We start from the raw sequence: 20,895 nt of genomic DNA on the forward strand, positions 1-20,895 counted from the left end.
GCGCCGTGTCGTGCTGCAATTCCTCCTCCTCAACCCTGCGGGAGACGCATGATGCACCTTTCCCTTGCTGATTTTCACCCTGTCGCCGATGGCGAAACCCCGGACACGGCCGTGTTGCAACGCGCGATGGATCAGATTGCGGCGGCAGGCGGTGGCCGTCTGACGCTGCCTGCCGGACGTTATCGCAGCGGCTGCCTGAATCTGCCCTCTGATTTTGAACTGCACCTTGAAGCAGGTGCGGTGCTGATCGCCAGTCCGCGGCTGGCCGACTACCAGGCGGTGCAGGCGCTGAGCTGCGCGGAAAAGTCCCACAACGTGCTGCTCTATGCGCTGGGCCAGCGCAATATCATCATCAGCGGCACCGGTCGCATCGATGGCGAGGGTGAAGCCTGGTTTGCCGCTGAGCGGGATGAGCAGGGCTATCGTCTGCCGTGTGCCGACCGGCCACGCATTATTGTGTTTGAGGATTGCGAGCAGGTGACGCTCACCGCTTTTACCATTGTGCAGGCACCGATGTGGACAGTGCATCTGGTGAGCTGTCGCCATGTGCATATCGACCACCTCACCATCGACAATGCGATGACCATGCCGAATACCGATGCGCTGGATATCGACAGCTGCGAAGCCGTGTTTGTCAGCAACAGCTACCTCAGCGCCGCTGATGATGCCATCTGCATTAAAACCACCCATAAACCGGCCGCGCTGCGGCGTCCGGCGCGGCAGATTATGATCACCAACTGCCTGCTGCGCAGCTACAGCTGCGCCTTTAAGATCGGCACCGAAACCTGGGATGACGTCGAAGATGTCACGGTAACCGGCTGCACCATTTTTGATTCCAACCGCGGCATCGGCATTCTGTCGCGTGACGGCGGCGCGATGCGGCGTCTGCTGTTCAGCAACCTGACCTTCGCCTGTCACCACGCGCCGCCCTGTCACTGGGGTAAAGCCGATCCGCTGCATATTTCGGTGCGCCGCCGCGATCCCGCCATCACGCCTGGCATTGTGGAGCAGGTGCAGTTCAGTAATCTGACGGGGGTGGCAGAAGGGGCGATTAACCTGCATGCGGCTGAACCCGGCTGGATACGTGATGTGGTGATCAGCTAGCTGCAGATGCGGCAGAGCGTGTCGCCGATGACACAGGGACACTATGACGTGCGGCCGCCTTGTAACCCGGACTCACCGACCGGCATGGGGCTGGATAACGCCTACAAACTTGACCTGAAAACTGGCGAAGCCTTTGGCGTAGAGCGCTATCCCGGCGGACTGCCGGGCCTGTTCGCGCGTGGGGTAAAGAACCTGCAACTGCACAGCCTGGTGATAACACGTCCGGAGCCGCTACCGCCAGGCTGGCACCCTGAGTGTGTGGTGCAGTTGCCGGATTGATTTACAGCGCGGCGGCGATGGTGGCACCAAGCTGTCCGGTGCTGGCGCTGCCGCCGAGATCGCGCGTCAGATGCTGTCCCGCCGCCAGCGTGCGTTCAATCGCATCTAACACCGCATCACCCGCGGCTTTGTAGCCGAGGTGTTCCAGCATCATCGCCCCGCACCAGATCTGACCGATGGGATTGGCGACACCTTTGCCAGCGATGTCGGGCGCAGAACCGTGAACCGGTTCGAACAGGCTGGGGAACAGGCCTTCCGGATTGATATTGGCGGACGGCGCAATGCCGATGGTGCCGGTACAGGCCGGGCCGAGGTCGGAGAGGATATCGCCAAACAGGTTGCTGGCGACCACCACATCAAACCAGTCCGGGTGCAGCACGAAGTTGGCGGTGAGAATATCGATGTGATATTTGTCGACGCGAACCTCGGGGAACTGGCCGGACATCGCTTCGACGCGGCTATCCCAGTAAGGCATGGTGATGGCGATGCCGTTGGATTTGGTGGCGGAGGTCAGGTGTTTCTTCGGCCGGCTCTGCGCCAGCTGATACGCAAACTTCAGGATGCGATCGACGCCGGTGCGCGTCATCACCGTCTCCTGAATCACCACTTCACGGTCGGTGCCGGGGAACATGGTGCCGCCAACGCTGGAGTATTCACCCTCGGTGTTTTCGCGTACCACATAGAAGTCGATATCGCCGGGCTGACGATTCGCCAGCGGCGCTTTGACGCCTGGCATCAGTCGTACCGGGCGCAGATTAACGTATTGATCAAACTCCCGGCGGAACTGCAGCAGCGAACCCCACAGCGAAATGTGGTCGGGCACCACATCGGGCCAGCCCACCGCGCCAAAATAGATCGCATCAAAGGCTTTCAGTTGCGGGAACCAGTCGTCAGGCAGCATTTTGCCATGCTGCTGCCAGTAGTCGGCGCTGGCGTAATCGAACCACTCCCAGCGCAGCGGAATGTTAAATTTCTCTGCGGCCGCATTCATTACGCGGACGCCTTCCGGCATCACTTCTTTGCCGATGCCGTCGCCAGGGATCACAGCAATGCGGTGGATTTTGTCAGTCACAGGGCACCTTTCCGGTTGATGTTCGAATTGTGTACGCAGTATAACTGTCGATTCCGGGGAAATAATGAGCCTGAAAGGCAATCCATTGTTGAATCAAAGTAGAGAATCCCGCACCTCCACCGATGACTTAGCCTTCTTTGTTCGCCTCGCCGCACTGGATAGTCTGACTGCGGCGGCGCGCGAACTGGGCCTGTCGCTGGCGGCGGTAAGCAAACGTCTGAGCCAGCTGGAGCAGCGCCTTGGTGTGCAACTGCTGCGCCGCACCACGAGACGGCTGGAGCTGACGCCGGAAGGCCGCCGTTATCTGGCAGGAGCGCGTCCGTTGCTGGATCAGCTGGTGGCGCTGGAAGAGGCGGTCAGCGGTGAAACGGCTCAGTTGCGTGGCACGCTTAACATCAACGCCTCATTTGGTTTTGGCCGTCGCCATATTGCGCCCTGCGTCTCGGCCTTTGCCGCGCTGCATCCGCAGCTCTCGCTGTCGCTGTCGCTCAGCAGTCAGCCGCTTAATTTTCTGGATGCGCACATGGACATTGATATCCGCGTCGGCGAACCGCCGGACTCGCGGCTGGTGGCGCGTAAACTGCGCACGAATCCGCGCATCCTCTGCTGCTCACCCACCTATGCTGCCCGCCACGGCCTGCCCGTTATGGTGCGCGATCTGGCGCAGCACAACTGTATTCTGCTGCGCCAGCACGACAGCGATTTTACCCTGTGGCGGCTGACCAGCGGCGAACAGAGCATCAGCCAGAAAGTGCGCGGCAGCCTGATCACCAACGATGGTGAAGTGGCGATGCGGCTGGCGATGGATGGGCATGGCATTCTGCTGCGTTCCTGGTGGGACGCGCAGCACAGCCTGGCAACAGGCGAGTTACTGCATGTTTTACCCGACTGGCAGGCACCTGATGGCGATATTTTTGCGGTCTGGCAGGCGCAGCGCCAGCTGCCGGCACGCATCATCGCGTTTGTGGCGTTTCTGCAGAGCAATCTGCAATCGGTTGATTAATCATGTTTTTATACTGACTGACTGGCGTGCGTGAAAAAGCGCCTGTGGACAATTAACATACCGTATTAAGCTGATTCGGTGGCTTCAGGCTGCCGCTGCGTTTACAGCCTTTTTTCTGCTGCGTATGATTCTCATTCATTTTCTTCCCTGCCTGCCCTCTGCATTGCGGCCAGCCGGGAGAGCAGGTCGATAGGGGAGTTAAGCATGAAAGCGTTGTTCAGCCCGCGTAAAACGGCACTCGCACTGGCGGTGGTCATCACCTTCAGCCTGACGGCATGCCAGACCGCGGTGAAAAAAGTCGATGGTGGCGCCGTAGTGATGCAGCCCTCCAGCCCCGATAACCTGATTGAGCGCGAGCTGGGTGAAGGTTTGTATGAGATGGCTTATCTGCCCGCGAAAAACGCGCTCTATGTCGCCAGTGCGCCGGAAGGTAAGGATATCAGCGGCGGGATGATCTACCGTCTTGATGGCACCACGCTGCAGAGCACCGGGGCGGGGCATTTCGACCTGAAAAATTTTGGGCTGATTAGCGAGCCGGACGGCAGCGCACTCTACGCCACCAACTCACTGGACGGCGGTATCTCGAAGATTGATCCGGAGAACGGAAAGGTGCTGAAGCGCCTGATGTTTGACGACAAAAACGAGAAAGGGTTACCTGTTGGCACGCGTGAAATCTTTCTGCATGACGGGCTGCTCTATGTCGGCGGCACAGGCGATCCGGGTGTGATCTGGGTGGTCGATGCCAAAACGCTGACCCTGAAAACCCGGATTAAAAATGCCGGGAAGTGGGTCACAGGCATTATCTTCTCGCCGGTCAGCGACCGGATTTACGCGGCGAACGGCAGCGGCGAAATCCTGGTGATCAATCCACGTAATCACAGGATCGAACAGCGTCTGACAGCCGGTGACGGGCAGAACACTCAGTTCCTGAACATGGCAGAGGATCCGGCGACGGGCCGCCTGTTTGTCACGGATAATTCTAAGGCGAAAAACACTCTGGTGTTTGATGAGCGCAGCGGCAAGCTGATTCAGCGTCTGGATCCGGCTGATTCGATGGGGATTAAGTTTAATGGCAAGCGCAATGAGATTTATATCAGCCAGCGCGACTCGAAGAAGGTGCTGCAACTGGATGGCACGACCTATGAAGTGAAAAACAGCTGGTCATTTGATAGTCACCCGAACAGCCTGCTGGTGTCACCGGATGGGCAGACGCTGTTCGTGACATTGAAGCAGGGCTTTAATAGCGATCACAGCAGTCAGAGGCTGGATGGCGTGGCGCGTATTACGCTGCAATAAAAAAGGCGGCATTGCTGCCGCCTGTTTAGTTACTTATCCACACCCTGAACCAGCACCACGCGGTATTCCGCACCTTTCAGGCGGTGCTGTTTCGCTTCCTGATATTCCGGGCTGTCATACCAGCCGTGCGCTGCTTCAGCCGTCGGAAACTCCAGCACGACAACGCCGTCCGCTTCCGGTCCTTCCAGCGTCTCAAGCTGTCCATAAAACGCCAGCGGCGTAATGGGATGGTCGCCGCGCGCTTTGCCCGCTTTCTCGCCATAAATAGCGAATTCCTCAGGGTTAGTAATTTTGTCGCGAATAAAGATTACATATGCGCTCATTGTGGGCTCCTTTACGCCTGGCGTTTATCTTCAGTGTTAATGTCAAAATCGGCTGCATCATGACGCTCATGCAGCTGGTCGGCCGGGTCACCCATAACGCGGTTAACCTTGCGGCCACGGATGACGGCAGGACGCTGTGCGATCTCTTTCGCCCAGCGCACCACGTTTTTATAGGACTGCACATCCAGGAATTCGGCTGCGCCATACTGATCGTTGAGCACCATGTTGCCGTACCACGGCCAGGTGGCGATGTCGGCGATAGTGTAGTCATCACCGGCCAGATAGCGGTTATCAGCCAGCTGGCGATCCAGCACGTCAAACTGACGCTTCGCTTCCAGCGTGAAGCGGTTGATGGCGTACTCAATTTTTTCTGGCGCGTAGTGATAGAAATGGCCGAAACCACCACCAAGGTAAGGCGCTGAGCCCTGCAGCCAGAACAGCCAGTTCAGCGTTTCAGTGCGGCCAGCGATATCTTTCGGCAGGAAGTAACCATATTTTTCCGCCAGATAGAGCAGGATATTGCCTGATTCAAATACCCGAATCGGCGGTGTTGCCGAGTGATCGCTCAGCGCCGGGATTTTTGAGTTCGGGTTCACGTCGACAAAACCACTCGAGAACTGATCGCCGTCGCCGATACGAATCAGCCAGGCATCATACTCGGCATCTTTGACGTTAAGCGCCAGCAGCTCTTCCAGCAGGATGGTGACTTTCTGGCCGTTAGGCGTGCCGAGCGAATAGAGCTGCAGAGGGTGTTTGCCGACCGGCAACGCTTTCTCATGGGTGGGACCAGCGAACGGACGATTAGTTTTAGCGCCGTTACCTTTGGCTTCAGGGTCCCAGGTCCAGACTTTTGCGGGCTGATATGCATTTTCCGACATAATGAAAGTTCGCCTTATGGTGTGGTATTGGTCTGGAGTGTAGCAGGTGCTGCGAAGGCGGTTTAACTCTGCTGGCTGCGCGAGGCCATACTGCGACGGGCCGAGGTCAGGCGGGGAGCGGCTTAGCGGAAAAGTGCTTACAAGTGTGTCAGACGGGGCGATGTTTGTCCTGCGCGGACATAACCGTGCAGCCAGCAACGGCTGCACGGCAGGCAGGGTTACAGCAGTTCGCGTTCAATCAGTTCGCGGGTTTCAATCGCCTGCACCTTCATCTTTTCCGGGTAGCCAAACAGTGACGCTGCGATAATCGGTTCACCGCCCACTTTATGCGTGCGGGTAGCAAAGCCGGTGTCGCGCAGGGTTTTAAACAGGGTATCGAAGTCCACTTCGCCTTCGCCTACGCCGACATGCTGGTGAATGGTGGCATCCACCCCTGGCGGGTTGACGATGTAGCGACAGTGCTTCGTATGGTTCATGGTGTCGGCGATCAGCATGTGCGACAGATCGTCACCCGCATACTCCAGCATCGGTTTCACATCGCCTTTGCCTTTGTCATAGAAGAAGGTGTGCGGCGCGCTGTAGATATACTTCACGTTATCGCTACGGAACGACTTCACGATATCCACCGTTTCATTGTTTTCTTCGCAGAAATCCCACGGATGCGCCTGAATTTCGACGCGGATACCTTCACGTTCGATAATCGGCAACAGCTCTTCCATGGAGCGATAGAACATCTCTTCACAGATTTCCGGCTCGTTAGGCGTGCCGGAGAGTTCGGTGTTAATGACCTGCACACCCATCTCAACCGCAATCTCAATCATCCGCTTCCAGTTCTTTACCGCCGCCTGACGACGCAACTCATCCGGGCCGGACCAGCGATAGACCACGATAAAAGAAGAGATTTCCAGCCCGGTGGCGCTCAATGCATTCTTATACTCGGTGATGATCTCACGGCTGGCTTTGGGATGTTTATAAAACGGGTTGATCTGCGGATGCGGCGACTGTTCGATATATTTGTAGCCCCAGTCGGCCACCTGATGAACCATTCGGGTGATGCCTAAGTCTTTAATCACATCCACATCAAAAGCGATTTTCATCTTTCTGCTCCGGGCACATTAAGGTTGCTGTTCTTCGTTGAAGGTCACGCCGATCTGCTGCCTGACGTTGTCCATTGCGGCCAGGGTGATGATCGCCTGGTCAAGCGAATGGACAGGTGAATCGATCAGGTTCTGGCCGACGCACCAGGCGAAGTGGTTAATTTCATGACAGAGTTGTTCATAGCGGTTAGTGGGTTCCTGCCACTGCAGGCGATGACGCCGATCGCTGGAAGTAAGCGTGAAATTACCGGGTGCATAGAACTGGCCTGCCAGCTCCAGCGTAGCGTCGCGACCGGCAATCACCGCGCAGCCGGGCGTGTTGCTGAACAGGGTAGTATTCAGCACCGACTGCATGCCGTGCTGATGGGTAAACAGCATCGACGTCTGACCGTTGACGCGGCCATCCGGGACGAGCTGACCACGGGCGATGATCGTGTCAGGCGCACCGCCGCCAGCAAACACGCTAAGCGCCACCAGATAACTGCCGAGATCGAGCATCGGACCGCCCGCCAGATCGGCATTGAAGATGCGGTGATCCGGAGTGAAAAACTCACCGTGATCGGCAATCAGGGTGTGGACGTCACCGAGTACGCCATCCGCCAGCAGCTGACGAATGACGTCATACTTCGGCGCAAAGTTGCACCACATCGCCTCCATACAGAGCCGATTGGCGGCAGCCGCAGCCTGTTTAAGCTGAGCCGCCTGCTGCGCATTCAGCGCCAGCGGTTTTTCGATCAGCAGATGCTTTCCGGCGGCAATCGCGCGCAGGCCATCGGGAAAATGGTGATTGTGGGGTGTCGCGATATAGACCGCATCCACATCATCCCGCGCCAGCATCGCATTGAGGTCGCCTGTGGCATGGCCGATTGACCATTTGTCAGCAAAGGCCCGTGCTTTTGCCGGGTCGCGCGCAGCCACCGCGGTGATCTGCTGGTGAGTATGCTGGCGCAGCGCATGAGCAAAATGGTCGGCGATCCAGCCTGGCCCGATAATGCCCCAGCGCAGTTGCGGAACCTGACGGGAATCGGTTATGCGTGGAGCCGGAAGCGTTGATGGGAACATTACTTTTCCTTTTTTACGTGCAGGCTGGGGGGGCTCAGGTCTCCACTATAAAAAGCTCACCGTCGCCGCTCTAACCTTTTGATGATGTGATCCCATCAACCGGATCGACGCGGGATTTTTACCCGTTTTAGCAAATAGACGTTTTAAAGAGAACACAGAAAGAAATGGATGTTTCATTTTGAGAGGAAGATCAAAATTAGCTCTGATTTTCTATCAAATAAATGAGAGGAAATGGCCCTGTCGCGATACCCTGTCGCGATAAAGTCGTGCTGTTTTAATACAACAGAACATAAAGACGTAGCCGTCAGTTAACGGGAACAGGAAAAGCAGGAGAAGGGTGATGTCAAAAGTGACGATGACGGCCATTGCGCAGGCGGCGGGCGTGGGTGTGGCGACGGTAGACAGGGTGCTGAACCGCCGTGCGCCGGTACGCAGTGTGACCGAGCAGAAGGTGCTGGCTGCGGCCCGTGAACTGGGCTATCGCCTGACCCAGGCACACAGCCAGACCACCGCGCCACTGGCTGCAGCCGCACTCCGCGTGAGCTTTATCCTGCTGCCTGCCCGCTACTCGTTTTATCAGCAGCTGGGCGAGGCGCTGAAACAGCAGCTCAGGGCGCAGCAGCCACAGGGCAGCGAACCTGAATTCTGCTGGCATGATATCCACGAGGTTGAAGCCGTCGCGCATTCCTTGCGTCAGCTGGCACAGCGCAGCGATGTGATTGCTCTGGTGGCGCTGGATCACCCGCTGATCCGTCACGCAATCCAGGATGTTTCACGGCTGGGTGTGCGGGTTTACGCATTGTTCTCCGATTTTTCGCCCTGTGACCATGCCGGATTTATTGGCATCGATAATCAGAAAGCAGGACGCACTGCGGCCTGGATGGCACAGCATCTCCTGCGTCAGCCGGGATGTGTCGGTGTGCTGCTGGGCGACCACCGTTTCACCTGCCAGGAGAGCAGCGAAATCAGTTTCCGCTCCTATCTGCGCGAGTCGGGCATCAGTCAACGGGTACTGGAACCGTTAAAAACGCATGAGTCGGGTGAAGGAGGCTATCAGGCGACCCGGCAACTGCTGGAAGCCCACGATGATCTGGTCATGATTTATGCGCCCTGTGGCGGCATAGAGGGCGTGATACAGGCGCTGCGTGAGAGCGGTCGCACGCAGATTGATTTGCTGTGCCACGGCCCGCTGCCTGGCGATGAACTGGCGCTGATTGATGGCACCATCACGCTGATGGTGCGGCACCGTATTGATGCGATGGCGGAGGCGGTGATCGCTACCTGTCTCAGCAGCCGGATGGATCAGCCTGACCATTTTGCACAGGTGACCGTACCGTTTGAGATCGTAACGCGTGAAAACCTGTAGAAAGAACAGGTTAGTCAGTATTTGATAGTAATCTATCATTTAATGGGATTTTTAAACGCGATCTCTATCAAAAAATGAAACTTTCATAGTTGTCTGAGATGAAATTTTTATTTGATACTGCCAGCAGTTTTCACTGCACAGGCAGATATCATGACCTTTCATATTGCAAATGCCCCCTGTAGCTGGGGCGTGGATGATCCCGCTAATCCCTTTCTGCCGCCGTGGCAGAAAGTCCTGACCGAAGCTGCGCAGGCCGGCTATCCCAGTATTGAACTCGGCCCCTGGGGCTATCTGCCAACCGATGCCGCTGAACTGACCCGGCAGCTTAATGCGCATCAGCTTTCGCTGGTGGCAGGCACGATCTTCGATGATTTGGTCAGTGAGGCGCATTTTCCGGCGCTGGTGACGCTGACCCACAATCTGTGTCGCACGCTGTCCAGCGTACCTGTTGCGACTAAAACGCCCGGTGCCAGCGCGCCTTATCTGGTGATCATTGATTTCAGTAATCCGGAGCGGGCGAAATATGCCGGTCAGTCTGAAAAAGCGCCACGGCTTTCCGCTGACGACTGGCAGCGCATGATGCAGCACATCACCATTCTGAGTGAGATCGCCTGGCAGGAGTATGGCGTGCGGCCGGTAATCCATCCGCATGCGGGCGGCTGCATTGAGTTTGCCGATGAGCTGGCACAGCTGGTCAGTGATATTCCGCATCAGGTCGCCGGTTTGTGCCTGGACACTGGTCATCTCTATTACGCCGGCATGGACCCGGTCGCTTCGCTGGAGCAGTACTGGGACCGTATCGACTATCTCCATTTTAAAGACGTTAATCAGCCGGTCTGGCGTGATGCCCTCTCGCAGGGACTCGACTTTTTCACTGCCTGTGCGCAGGGGGTGATGTGTCCGCTGGGGCAGGGCGCAATCGACTATCCGGCGGTGCGCAGCCTGCTGACTGAACGTCATTATCAGGGCTGGATCACCATCGAACAGGAGCGCGATCCGCGTCATGCCGACACCAGCCTGCAGGATGTGAAAGCCAGCCTGGACTATCTCCGATCAACAGGATTCTGAGGACAACAGCATGATTAACGGTAAAAAAGCAGTTAACCGCTCGCTACGCTGGGGCATGATCGGCGGCGGCGGCACCAGCCAGATTGGCTATATCCATCGTTCGGCGGCGCAACGTGACGGCAATTTTGCATTGCTGGCGGGGGCGTTTGATATCGACGCGGCGCGCGGCCGCGAGTTTGGTCAGGCGCTGGGTGTGGCACCTGAACGCTGCTATCCCGACTACGCCAGCCTGTTCGCCGGAGAAGCGGCGCGCGAAGATGGCATTGAAGCGGTGTCGATCGCCACGCCAAACAATACCCATTTCGCCATTTGTCGCGCAGCGCTGAATGCCGGGCTGCATGTGGTGTGCGAGAAGCCGCTCTGTTTTACGGTCGAAGAGGCCGATGAGCTGGAGCAGCTTAGCCGGGAGAAGCAGAAGATTGTGGGCGTAACCTACGGCTATGCCGGGCATCAGCTGATTCATCAGGCCAGAGAGATGATCGCTGAAGGCATATTGGGTGAGATCCGCATTGTAAATATGCAGTTTGCTCACGGCTTTCATAATGAGGCGGTGGAGTTGCAGAGTGAAAGCACTCGCTGGCGGGTGGATCCGCGCTTTGTCGGCCCGAGTTACGTGTTAGGCGATCTGGCGACGCATCCGCTGTTTATCGCCGAAACGATGTTGCCCCAGCTGAAGGTGACGCGTCTGCTCTGTTCGCGCCAGAGTTTTGTCGCCTCGCGTGCGCCGCTGGAGGATAACGCCTTTGTGATGATGGAGTATGACAACGGCGCGGTGGGTACGCTCTGGGCCTCGGCGGTGAATGCAGGTTCCATGCATGGGCAGAAAATTCGCGTGGTCGGATCGAAAGCCAGTCTGGAGTGGTGGGATGAGCAGCCAAACCAGTTGCGTTACGAGGTGCAGGGTGAGCCGGTTCGCATTCTGGAGCGCGGCATGGGCTACCTTAACCCGCGCGCGCTGGAAGAGGATCGTATTGGCGGCGGGCACCCGGAAGGGTTATTCGAAGCCTGGTCGAATCTCTATCGCCGCTTTGCGCTGGCGATGGATGCCACCGATCGCCGTGACACCGCTTTCCTGGAGGATTTCTGGTATCCCGATGTGCATGCCGGATTAGCGGGCGTGCGCTGGGTGGCGCAGTGCGTAAAATCAGCGGATGCGGGTGCAGAGTGGGTGATCTGCTGAATCGAGCCTTTATCGTGGGCCAGGGGGCACGCTTGCTCTACCCATAGAAGTGCTATTTATCATGACCGGGATATAAACCGGCTGGCTCTGGTTCAGGAAGTCAGCTCTGGCGGCTCGATCTGCTCACGAGGCGGTTCGGTTACTGATAGGAAAAAGTAATACTCGCCAGTGCATTAGCTGTTCCGGGCACCAGATCGCCCGTACGAATATACTGCGCCTGGAAAGGCAGTGACAATACCTGGTTTGCTGATGAGGTTGTCTGGATAAAGAACTGGTTGAGTGTACCATCAGCCGTGCTGTCCGGGCCCATGCTCAGAGGACCGATACCGTTGTAGAAGAACTGTACGCCTACGCCCGAAGCGGTAGAGTCGCCCGTTAGTGTCACAACCGATGAACTATTTGATGGGGTTGTCTGGTCGGTCATAACCGCATTCACCGCGATGTTCTGATCACAGGTGAGGGTGACGTTGAACGTGCCCGAAGGTGAGGTGCTACCCACGGTTGAAAGTGTGCGGATATCCAGCGTGCCCAGATCGACATTCGCACTTTTCGTATTGACCGTACAGCCGCTGGCGACCACCGTGATGGTGGTAGGGTTGATGATGACCTGCGCTGTTTTGGTTTCATTATTGTAGGCCGTCAGAATGGCAGCAGTGATTGTGGGCGTTGTATAGGTGCCCGACTTCAGTGCTGTTCCCGTTTTAATAAATGTTACTTTTGCTGACCAGCCCAGGTTCTGGGCATAACCTGATGTACCGGAGGCTGGATAGCTCTGAGTGATGCCAGTTTGTAATGGAACATATTCCGACCCATTAAAATCTTTGAGACCCAGGATGTAACCCACGCCGGGTATACCCGTTTCAAAAATGGTGTAATTTACGCCATCAACGGTAACCGTCATGCCGCTGGATATTGCTGAGGGAGAGGGTTCCAGCGTGCCCTTTGAGCAAGTCCATATCAGTCCGCACCAGAACACTTCCGAGACGTCAGCTGTCGCGCTCCAGGTCGAACCAATAATATCTCCGGGCATTACCGAATCCGCTGGCCCGGAATATTCCATTGGCAGGGGCGAGAGCGTGATGTCTGATCGCCACTCCAGAGCCAGCGCGCTGGCAGAGGTGAGAAAGCAGGCAAGCAACAGTAAAATTCGCATCATTGATACTCCGTAGTCCAGGTGGCGATGGCTGAAACGCCGCCAGCGGTAACCTCAGGGCCTGTAGCGGTTAACCGGGCATAAAAATTCATCTGTACGCTGTCGTTACCGGCTACGCCATAGGCGGTCGTCTGGGTATCAAGTGGGACAAGCGCGCCCTCCTGATCGAGAATTTGCACTGCCACGCCTGTTGCTCCGCCCTCAGCCACTTTAATCAGTCGCGGATCGATCTCATCCGGCGTGCCACTGAAGCGGATCTTCACGCCCGAAAAGGTGGGGCCGCACGCTTCCAGTGTGAGTGTGAACGGAGTTTTAATGTTGCTTACCGCACCTGCTTTACTTAGCTGTCTGGTGCCGATATCACCAAGCGGTACATTTTTCTCCAGCGAGTCGGCGGCCACTACACACGTGTTAGCGATCAGATTTCCCGTTACCGAAACCAGCACATCGTAGCCGCGCACCGGTAACGAACCGGCGAAAAAAAGGACGATGCATATCAGACGCTTTGTTACTGACATACTCCCTCCTGTGTATAGAGGCCCGTGCGGGCATTGAAATCCTGCTTATTGAGCTGGAAGCGAACAGAACAGCGTGCCATGTTATCTTTGCCCCAGACCGCGTTAAGTGTGCCTTTCATTGGCAGGCCCGATAAATAGACGCTGCCGCCATCACCCACAATGCTGCTAACCTCGCTGTCTTCCAGTGCGACGACGGTACCAAAAGGCAATACCGTGCCGTTCTGACGTAAGACAATCATCGCTTTTGCACCCTGCTGAGTGGCAATGGTGGCTCGCACCAGTGCGCCGTCGGTAGGCGTTTTGCTGATGATGGCGTTATCGGGTTCAACATCATTAGCCGTGGTCGTGGTGTCCAGTCCTACCCGGTTAATGCGATAAGGCGTAGCGTAAGGAATGACCGCATAACCCCGGCTGTCGGTTTTAATACTTCTATGATTCAGAACCGCAACCTCGCTGGCTCCCGGTGCTTTGATCAGAATATTGGTATTGCCCAGAGGCTGGCTCAGCGTCAGACCATCTTCGTGTAAAACAGCACCACCGCTTATGCCGTAGCTGAGATTGCGAGCATCACGCCCGTAGCTGTAACCCAGGTTGTACTGGCCCCGCTGATTTTTGTATTGCAGTGCAGTATCGCCGCCATACGCTTGCCGGGCGCTGTAGCGCTGATTGACGCTGTAATAAAGCTCATCCTGTCCAGGTACATAACCACTGACGCCACCGCTGTAGGTCGTTCCTGCTGATTTCCCCTGAGTGGTGGAGAAACGTGCCCGTGTCGAATTTTTAGGATTGCCGAAGGGTATCGAGAGCGATAACGCCAGAATGTTATCTTTACTGTCATCATACAGACTGGTACTGCGCTGGAAGCTCACCCCCAGCGAGGCCGATCGCAATGTCGTATTCCAGGCAAACTGGATTCCCTGAGTCGTTTTCGAAGTATGCCAGTAGGTTTGCTGATCCCATGACAGTGACAGTGAGCCATATTTGTCCATCGGCTGCGTGAGCTGCAGCTGGTTTCTGGCTTTGCGTGACATCCGGAGGTCATAGAGATTTTCATAGCGGGTAGTCACAGTTCCATCTGCTTCTACTATTTGTTCCGGCTTGCCGCCACTCATCCTTTTATAAGCCGTATCACTGAGGTTATAGAACCCTTGTGTGGAGTAGCGTAGCGAGTAGAAATTCACGCGCGTTCCGATGTCATTGAGCAGTTTGCTGTAGCGCAGGCGAATGGAATCACCTGTGTAATGTTTGTCATCCGCAAGCTGGCTCTGGGCATGGGTAATATCCAGCGAATAGGCACCAAAACGGCCCAGGTTCTGACCGATGCCTGCTGCAACTCCGCGATAACGCTCGGAAAGCTGAGCGCCACCATAAAAAGTGAGTCCATACCGCCAGCCATAAAAGAGTTCACCCTGGGCAAAAGTGGGTGCATTCTGATTATTAACGGGCTGGAATTTTCCTGCACTAAGGGCATATTTAGCCTGGCCGCTTCGAACCAGATTAGGAACGCTGGCGAAAGGCACGCTGAACTGGGTTTCGTAGCCATCGTTCTCCCTTATAGTGACAGACAGATCACCACCGGAAGAGGTTGGATAGAGATCGCTAAGCACAAATGGCCCGGGCGACACACTGGTTTGATAAATAACATTGCCGTTCTGCCGAACGGTGACGACAGCATTACTGCGGGCAATCCCCCTGACTTCGGGCGCGTAACCGTTCAGGCTGGCAGGCAGCATATTGTCATCAGTTTTAAGCGCCAGCCCGCGTACACCTATGGAATCAAATATCTGAGATGACGTGTACGTTTCCCCAGCGTAAAGCTGTGCGCCCAGCGCCGGAACATCGCGCTGTAGCCAGGTCTGTACATGCTTCAGCTCATTGGTGTCTTTAGTCCAGGTGGTATAGTCACGCAGCCGCCATGCGCCAATGTTTATGCCGCTGTTCAGGCTGGCAAACAGCTGCTGCTCGCGAGTTTTATTATTCCCTCGGTAGGTGTTATTTGAGCCGTTAATAACATAGTTCAGCCACCCGGCGTGAATGCCATGTTCCCAGCTTTCCGGACTAACGTAGCCACGTGGCAGATTGCGCATCATGCTCTGCGGTAAAGTGATGTTGAGCGTGAGGGTTCGCGGCTCATAATCCGTGCTGCTGCCGGGAAACAGCGTGTTGAGAAAATAGCACTGCTTTACCAGCGGCAGGCTGACACCCTGTGCCTGTGCCATGTCAACGCCGAGCGCATTAAACTGACTGGCCGTCAGGCACGCTGCGGTTATATCCTGCCCATTTGATTTATCCACAGCAAAAATGACGTTGCCAGTGAAGGCATAGTTCTTATTGATATAGACGTTAATATTATATTCGCCTGGTGGTAAGGCACTGCCTGTATTTACCCAGGATAAATCAGCCATTGACGCGCTCTCGCCGTTAAGGAAGGCGGGGTTAAAGTGCAAATCGCTTTCCGCGGCTGCGGTATACCGCATGGCATGGAAAGCCACCACCGCACAAACGATTTTCATTTTCACGCGATCATCCCTCAAAGAGTTTATTTACGGTTCAACGGGGCGCGGGTGACAGGTGTCCATGCACCATAATCATTGATGGTCTGAAAGGTCAGCGATGTGGCCTGGCTGAATTTCTCCGCCAGTGTGATAGTTGATTTTGGTGGCAACATTACAGGCTTAACCGTCTTACCATCAACTTTGAGATTGATTGTGGTAATGAACCAGGGCGTTGGATTGTTCAGCACGACTTTGCCCGAAGTGTATTTACCGCTAATTTTTTTCCAGCCTTCGTTAGCATTATCGGAAAGTGAAGCGGGGCGATAAAATACCTTAATACGATTTGCAGAGGCGAACTGCAGAGAGTTACCTGCACTATTTTTCGTTTGCTGTGGAATCGCTTTTACCGTCATCCAGTACAGGGATTCACGATCCTGTGGCAGAGATTTACCATTAAAGATAATCTTCACTACGCTTTCGGTTGACGGTTTTAAAACATAAAGCGGGGGCGTAATAACAAAATCCTGCGTGCGCTCACCGCTGGCATTCTCCATCCAGGACTGAATCAAAAATGAGGCTGTTGCATGGGTGTTTCTGACCTGAAGAGTGGACTGTTTTGAATCAGCTGAGTAGACCATACGTGTTGCACCTAACCCCACGCCACCCGCGTGTACCTCGGATGAACACAGTGCGGCAGCCAGAAAAACCCAGGTTAAAGAACGCATTTTTTCTCCTGAATGTCTATTTATGCCCGGTCGTTAAACCGGGCATAACGATTACGAGTAGGTTACGGTGTAGGTGGCAACTGCACTGGCATCGCCCGCAGTGGCACCACCGGTCGGGGAATAATATTTAGCGCTAAAGTTCAGCGTGTTAGAGCCTTTACGCAGTGGCGTTGCTGTCGCTGCTTCACCCAGTTTTACGACATTGCCCTGTTCGTCATAAAGACGAATGGCCACATTCTGCGCAGAGGCTGTACCACCGTTTACGCCCGCCGCCAGGCTGTTGGCATCATTAGCATCTGGCGTACCTGAAAAGGTCACCGAGACAGTGGTCGCAGCAACCGGGTTCTCTTCTGTAGAAGCTGAGGTATCAGCAATTGCGCAATCCTCCAGGGCGATAGAGAACGTTTTTGCCACGCTTGCTTCACTGCCTGCAGCGGCCAGCGTTGCAGTACGGACTTCACCCATATCAACATCAATGTTTGCGCTGTTGGCACTGATGGCGCAGGCTGATGTGACGACGCTTCCGTTAAAATTGACAGAACCACCGCTGGCCGTTGCCGCCAGCGCTGAGCCCATCGGAAACAGAGCTGAAGCACCTAATACCAGAAGGTCTTTTTTATTTAATTTCATGTAATCACCTTTATTGTTGAGTTTGCTTTGTTGTGTTTTGTAAATAAAGACTGACAATAAATATAAAAATTATTTTTACTGTAAATATGCGAAAACACAGGTGTTGGGTTTTAATATAATTTATTTTTTTCTTTATTGTTTGTTTTTGCTGCTTCGATGTATGTGGGGTGATTTCCTCCTCTTAATAATAAGGTGGGGGCATTATAATTTATTTAAGAAAAAAGCACCTGTGGTTTTTTATTGTATGGGCAGGGTGTTGATGAATAACTATTCTATATTGAACACTTATGTTAATAGGTTATTTATTTTTAATGAAATGGTGAGATTTATGAGTTTAGCTTTTCCCTGAGAGTGAATAGTAATTTCATCATCATTTGATATTTATTTTGATTCGTATTTCTATCGTAATAAATGAGAAAGATGTTATCTCTTCTGCCCACAGAAAATGCCTTGATGAAGATCATGAAAGATCGTTTATAATGATTTTTTTAAATGCCATTCTGGACTGTTGGATAAAAGGGGATAGCCCGGGCAAGTAGAGACTAGCTGGATCCCTGTTTGTGACAGCGAGCATGATCGCCGGGTCTTTGCCGGGATGGCCATTAATATAGTGAATAGGTTCATTAAAGCGTACAGAGGATAATTGAGGGTCAGTTCAGTCGTCATGCCTGACTCTCGGGGCTGGCGGACAACAGCAGAATAGTGCACATAAACCAGGGATGGTGGGAAACACGGCAGAGGTACGGGGACTGGCGTCCCAAAAGCAAAAAACCCGCCAGAGGCGGGTTTCTTTAAATTTTGGTGCCCGAACCCGGAATCGAACCAGGGACACGGGGATTTTCAATCCCCTGCTCTACCGACTGAGCTATTCGGGCAACGGGGCGCATTAAACCGTAAAGGCCGCGGGTCGTCAACGGCTTTCACTAAAAAACCCCTGGAAACGTGACTGATTGCCTGATTTTCAGTCAAAGCGGGCAAAACCTCAGGCCAGCGCGCCATTTTTACGGCACAGCGCGATGCTGTAAACATCCTCCGCCAGTCGCTGGGCGGTGGCGACATCCTGCACATTACGCTTCACCAGCAGCTTGCTCAGGCAGCCTTCAAGGATCAGCTCCATCTGATCGGCGACCATGCTGGGATTATCCAGCGCCTGCTCTACCAGAATCTCATGGGTGAACTGCCAGGAGCCGCGTTTCTGCTGCTCGGCCAGCTGATGAATGGGCTGATCGGGCTGTGGATAGAAGCTGCAGGCGGCGATAAACAGGCAGCCCGGAAAACGGCCTTTGCTGACCTGCTCACTCAGTACTTCATAGCGCGCCATCAGCTTCTGATCCGGTGACAGCGATTCATCCAGCAGGATCTGGCGGCGCCAGGTTTCGATCTGCTGGCCGTGATAGCGCAGCGCATCATAGAGCAGAGCATCACGATCGGGCCAGAACAGCTGAAGCTGCTCAAGGGTTAATTCAGTCTGTCCCGCCAGGGTTTCCAATGAGAGGGTGGCGGCGAGGCCGTTTTGTTCAAGCACATTCAATGCATGCTCGAGTATCTGTTCACGCTGCAAGTGACTCTCCTCTGGTATGCAGGCCCGGTCATTCACCGGGCAATGACCTGACTCCAGTGTTGTTTACGGGGTAAGTTTCTGCAAATGCGCTCTGAAGTCGGCGGCATTGAGAAACCCGGTGATGCGCGAGCCGGGGATTTCATGGCCCTGCGCATCGAAGAACAAAATTGTCGGTAAGCCCAGCACCTGAAGATGCTGCAACAGCACGTTGTCGCTGGCGCTGTTGGCGGTGACGTTGGCCTGTAGCAGCTGTACCTTGCTCAGGCTATCGCGCACGGCGCTATCACTAAAGGTATATTTTTCAAACTCTTTGCAGGCGACGCACCAGTCGGCGTAGAGATCGACCATGGTGATGCGGCCGCGGGCCTGCTGCAGCGCGCTATTGAGCTGCTGCGGTGTCTGAAGCGTCTGGAACGGCAGCGGAGCTACAGCATGCTGCGCGGCCTGACCGCCAAAGGCCCAGTCCTGCAACGGACGCGCGCTGATCAGCGCAGCGGCCAGCATGATAATCTGCACGACGCGCCACTTACCGCTGCTGGCGCGCAGGCTGACGGTGAACGCCCAGCCGAAGAAGGCCACGCCGAGCAGGCTCCAGAGCCGCACGCCCCACGCGTCACCCAGCACCCGCTCCAGCAGGAAGACCGGCAACGCCAGGATGACAAAGCCAAAGCCTTCTTTAACGGTTTGCATCCACGGGCCGCTTTTCGGCAGCAGCCGGTTACCAAACAGGGTCACGGCAATCAATGGTAAGCCCATGCCGACCGCATAGAGCCACAGCGTTCCGGCACCGGCCCACAGATTTCCGCTCTGCGCGATGTAAAGCAGAATGGCACTGAGCGGGGCCGTGGTGCAGGGCGAACAGATCAAACCTGCCAGCGCACCCATCAGGAAGACGCCGGGCAGCGATCCTCCCTGCTGGCGATTGCTCCACAGGGTCAGACGGGTTTGCAGGCTGGCGGGCAGTTGCAGCGTAAACAGGCCGAACATCGACAGCGCCAGCACGATGAACAGCAGGGAGAGCGTGAACAGCACGTAGGGGTGCTGCAACGCAGCCTGGAAGCGCAGCCCCGCGGCCGCGACCACCATCCCCAATAACGTATAGGTCAGCGCCATTCCCTGGACATAGACCATTGCCAGCGCAAATAGTCGGCCCAGCGAATAGTGGCGCTTGCCGCCAAGGATGATGCCGGAGATCAGTGGATACATCGGCAGTACGCAGGGGGTAAACGCCACGCCGATGCCGATCAATAACGCCCAGAGCGGAGAAAAGGGCAGCGGACTGGCAGGCGCGGGCTGAGCACTGACCGGCGCTGGCGCGCTGCTGGCTGCAATCTCACTTACCGGCACGCTGCGTGTCTCCGGCGGATAACAGAATCCGGCGGCAGCACAGCCCTGATACGTAACGCTGAGCGTGGCATCAGGGCCTGCCTGTTTCAGCGTCACCGGCAGCGTCAGGTCCTGCGGATAAACCTCACTTTTGCCGAAGAATTCATCTTCATGCGGCTGACCGGCGGGCAGCGTCAGCGGCGCAATGGTCGCGTTCTGCGGCGTGATGTGGATTTGCTGGCGATAAAGGTAGTAACCCGGTTTCACTTTCCAGTGCAGGTTGAGCTGCGCGCCCTGCTGGTCAAAGTCAAACGTAAACGCCTGATCGACCGGCACAAAGCGGCTGGTCGCCGGATTTGAAAAGAGTGATGCGTGCGCCTGCAGACAGATAAACAGCGTCAGCAGAAGCGTAATTAAGCGAGAGATGCGTGCAGCCATGACAAGTATTCACTGTCTCCATATTGAACCGGTAGCGCCAGCAGTTCAGGCACGTCGTAGGGATGCGCCTGTTTGAGCAGGTCACACAGCGCCTGCTGATGATCGCTGTCGCACTTCAGCAGCATCTGGACTTCGCTGCTCTGCTCCATTTTGCCCTGCCAGAGATACCAGGAGGTCGCGCCCGGCAGCATTGTGACGCAGGCCGCCAGTCGGGCTTCCAGCGCCAGGGCAGCAAGTTTTTCTGCCGTGGCCTGATCGGGCACGGTGCAGAGGATCACGACAGCGTTCATCCTGTGACTCCTGTTGAAAAGAGCGCCGATG

General features: G+C 55.5%; 18 protein-coding genes, 1 tRNA gene and 1 pseudogene. 6 read left to right on the top strand and 14 right to left on the bottom strand.

Annotated elements, in window-relative coordinates; all coding sequences use genetic code 11:
• Positions 1 to 51: 51 nt before the first annotated feature.
• Positions 52 to 1,383, top strand: a pseudogene (locus BY447_RS12245) (glycoside hydrolase family 28 protein).
• Position 1,384: 1 nt separating this feature from the next.
• Here the strand turns inward: BY447_RS12245 and BY447_RS12250 are convergent.
• On the bottom strand, positions 1,385 to 2,455 hold the full coding sequence (locus tag BY447_RS12250; protein ID WP_110331219.1) for a tartrate dehydrogenase: 1,071 nt from the start codon (positions 2,453 to 2,455) through the stop codon (positions 1,385 to 1,387).
• A gap of 64 nt (positions 2,456 to 2,519) precedes the next feature.
• On the opposite strand from BY447_RS12250, the gene BY447_RS12255 reads away from it, so the two are divergent.
• Positions 2,520 to 3,458: a LysR family transcriptional regulator gene (locus BY447_RS12255; protein ID WP_110331220.1), complete on the top strand. Its 939-nt coding sequence runs from the start codon at positions 2,520 to 2,522 to the stop codon at positions 3,456 to 3,458.
• Between the two features lie 204 nt (positions 3,459 to 3,662).
• A complete protein-coding gene (locus BY447_RS12260) occupies positions 3,663 to 4,754 on the top strand; it encodes a YncE family protein (protein ID WP_095706339.1) in 1,092 nt (363 codons plus the stop codon).
• A 29-nt stretch (positions 4,755 to 4,783) separates the two neighbouring features.
• Here the strand turns inward: BY447_RS12260 and BY447_RS12265 are convergent, their stop codons facing one another.
• The 4 genes from BY447_RS12265 to BY447_RS12280 form a co-directional block, all read right to left on the bottom strand.
• Positions 4,784 to 5,077, bottom strand: coding sequence for a DUF1330 domain-containing protein (locus BY447_RS12265; RefSeq protein WP_095706338.1), 294 nt, complete (start codon positions 5,075 to 5,077; stop codon positions 4,784 to 4,786).
• A gap of 11 nt (positions 5,078 to 5,088) precedes the next feature.
• Positions 5,089 to 5,955 (bottom strand): glutathione-dependent disulfide-bond oxidoreductase, encoded by an 867-nt coding sequence (yghU, locus tag BY447_RS12270; protein WP_013359849.1) that lies wholly within the window; start codon positions 5,953 to 5,955, stop codon positions 5,089 to 5,091.
• A gap of 218 nt (positions 5,956 to 6,173) precedes the next feature.
• Positions 6,174 to 7,052: a sugar phosphate isomerase/epimerase family protein gene (locus BY447_RS12275; protein WP_003855643.1), complete on the bottom strand. Its 879-nt coding sequence runs from the start codon at positions 7,050 to 7,052 to the stop codon at positions 6,174 to 6,176.
• Positions 7,053 to 7,070: 18 nt separating this feature from the next.
• The gene (locus tag BY447_RS12280) at positions 7,071 to 8,114 is read right to left on the bottom strand and encodes a Gfo/Idh/MocA family protein (protein WP_110331221.1); all 1,044 of its coding nucleotides are present in this window, start codon (positions 8,112 to 8,114) and stop codon (positions 7,071 to 7,073) included.
• 340 nt (positions 8,115 to 8,454) lie between these two features.
• On the opposite strand from BY447_RS12280, the gene BY447_RS12285 reads away from it, so the two are divergent.
• The 3 genes from BY447_RS12285 to BY447_RS12295 all read left to right on the top strand — a co-directional run bounded on the left by BY447_RS12285 (position 8,455) and on the right by BY447_RS12295 (position 11,728).
• Positions 8,455 to 9,480, top strand: a complete 1,026-nt coding sequence (locus tag BY447_RS12285) for a LacI family DNA-binding transcriptional regulator (RefSeq protein WP_013359852.1) — start codon at positions 8,455 to 8,457, stop codon at positions 9,478 to 9,480.
• 150 nt (positions 9,481 to 9,630) lie between these two features.
• Positions 9,631 to 10,548 (top strand): TIM barrel protein, encoded by a 918-nt coding sequence (locus BY447_RS12290; protein WP_107319259.1) that lies wholly within the window; start codon positions 9,631 to 9,633, stop codon positions 10,546 to 10,548.
• Positions 10,549 to 10,558: 10 nt separating this feature from the next.
• A complete protein-coding gene (locus BY447_RS12295; RefSeq protein ID WP_013359854.1) occupies positions 10,559 to 11,728 on the top strand; it encodes a Gfo/Idh/MocA family protein in 1,170 nt (389 codons plus the stop codon).
• Positions 11,729 to 11,867: 139 nt separating this feature from the next.
• Here BY447_RS12295 and BY447_RS12300 read toward each other — a convergent pair whose 3' ends face one another.
• From BY447_RS12300 to cutA, 9 genes are all read right to left on the bottom strand, one after another.
• A complete protein-coding gene (locus tag BY447_RS12300; RefSeq protein ID WP_370422410.1) occupies positions 11,868 to 12,884 on the bottom strand; it encodes a fimbrial protein in 1,017 nt (338 codons plus the stop codon).
• A complete protein-coding gene (locus tag BY447_RS12305; RefSeq protein ID WP_110331222.1) occupies positions 12,881 to 13,399 on the bottom strand; it encodes a fimbrial protein in 519 nt (172 codons plus the stop codon). Before BY447_RS12305 ends, BY447_RS12300 begins: the two co-directional genes overlap by 4 nt.
• Positions 13,390 to 15,918: a fimbria/pilus outer membrane usher protein gene (locus BY447_RS12310; protein WP_110331223.1), complete on the bottom strand. Its 2,529-nt coding sequence runs from the start codon at positions 15,916 to 15,918 to the stop codon at positions 13,390 to 13,392. The genes BY447_RS12305 and BY447_RS12310 overlap by 10 nt, the downstream gene beginning before the upstream one ends.
• Before the next feature lie 20 nt (positions 15,919 to 15,938).
• On the bottom strand, positions 15,939 to 16,619 hold the full coding sequence (locus tag BY447_RS12315; protein ID WP_110331224.1) for a fimbria/pilus periplasmic chaperone: 681 nt from the start codon (positions 16,617 to 16,619) through the stop codon (positions 15,939 to 15,941).
• Between the two features lie 51 nt (positions 16,620 to 16,670).
• Positions 16,671 to 17,249, bottom strand: a complete 579-nt coding sequence (locus tag BY447_RS12320; RefSeq protein WP_013359859.1) for a fimbrial protein — start codon at positions 17,247 to 17,249, stop codon at positions 16,671 to 16,673.
• A 799-nt stretch (positions 17,250 to 18,048) separates the two neighbouring features.
• Positions 18,049 to 18,124, bottom strand: a tRNA-Phe gene (locus BY447_RS12325).
• Positions 18,125 to 18,231: 107 nt separating this feature from the next.
• Complete coding sequence (gene dicD / locus BY447_RS12330; RefSeq protein ID WP_033731223.1) at positions 18,232 to 18,810, bottom strand: division control transcriptional repressor DicD; 579 nt, start codon at positions 18,808 to 18,810, stop codon at positions 18,232 to 18,234.
• Positions 18,811 to 18,873: 63 nt separating this feature from the next.
• Positions 18,874 to 20,574, bottom strand: a complete 1,701-nt coding sequence (locus BY447_RS12335) for a protein-disulfide reductase DsbD (RefSeq protein WP_110331225.1) — start codon at positions 20,572 to 20,574, stop codon at positions 18,874 to 18,876.
• Positions 20,550 to 20,864: a divalent cation tolerance protein CutA gene (gene cutA / locus BY447_RS12340; protein WP_013359862.1), complete on the bottom strand. Its 315-nt coding sequence runs from the start codon at positions 20,862 to 20,864 to the stop codon at positions 20,550 to 20,552. Before cutA ends, BY447_RS12335 begins: the two co-directional genes overlap by 25 nt.
• Positions 20,865 to 20,895 lie beyond the last annotated feature (31 nt).

This window comes from Pantoea sp. JKS000250 (assembly GCF_003201065.1).
Lineage (GTDB): Bacteria > Pseudomonadota > Gammaproteobacteria > Enterobacterales > Enterobacteriaceae > Pantoea > Pantoea vagans.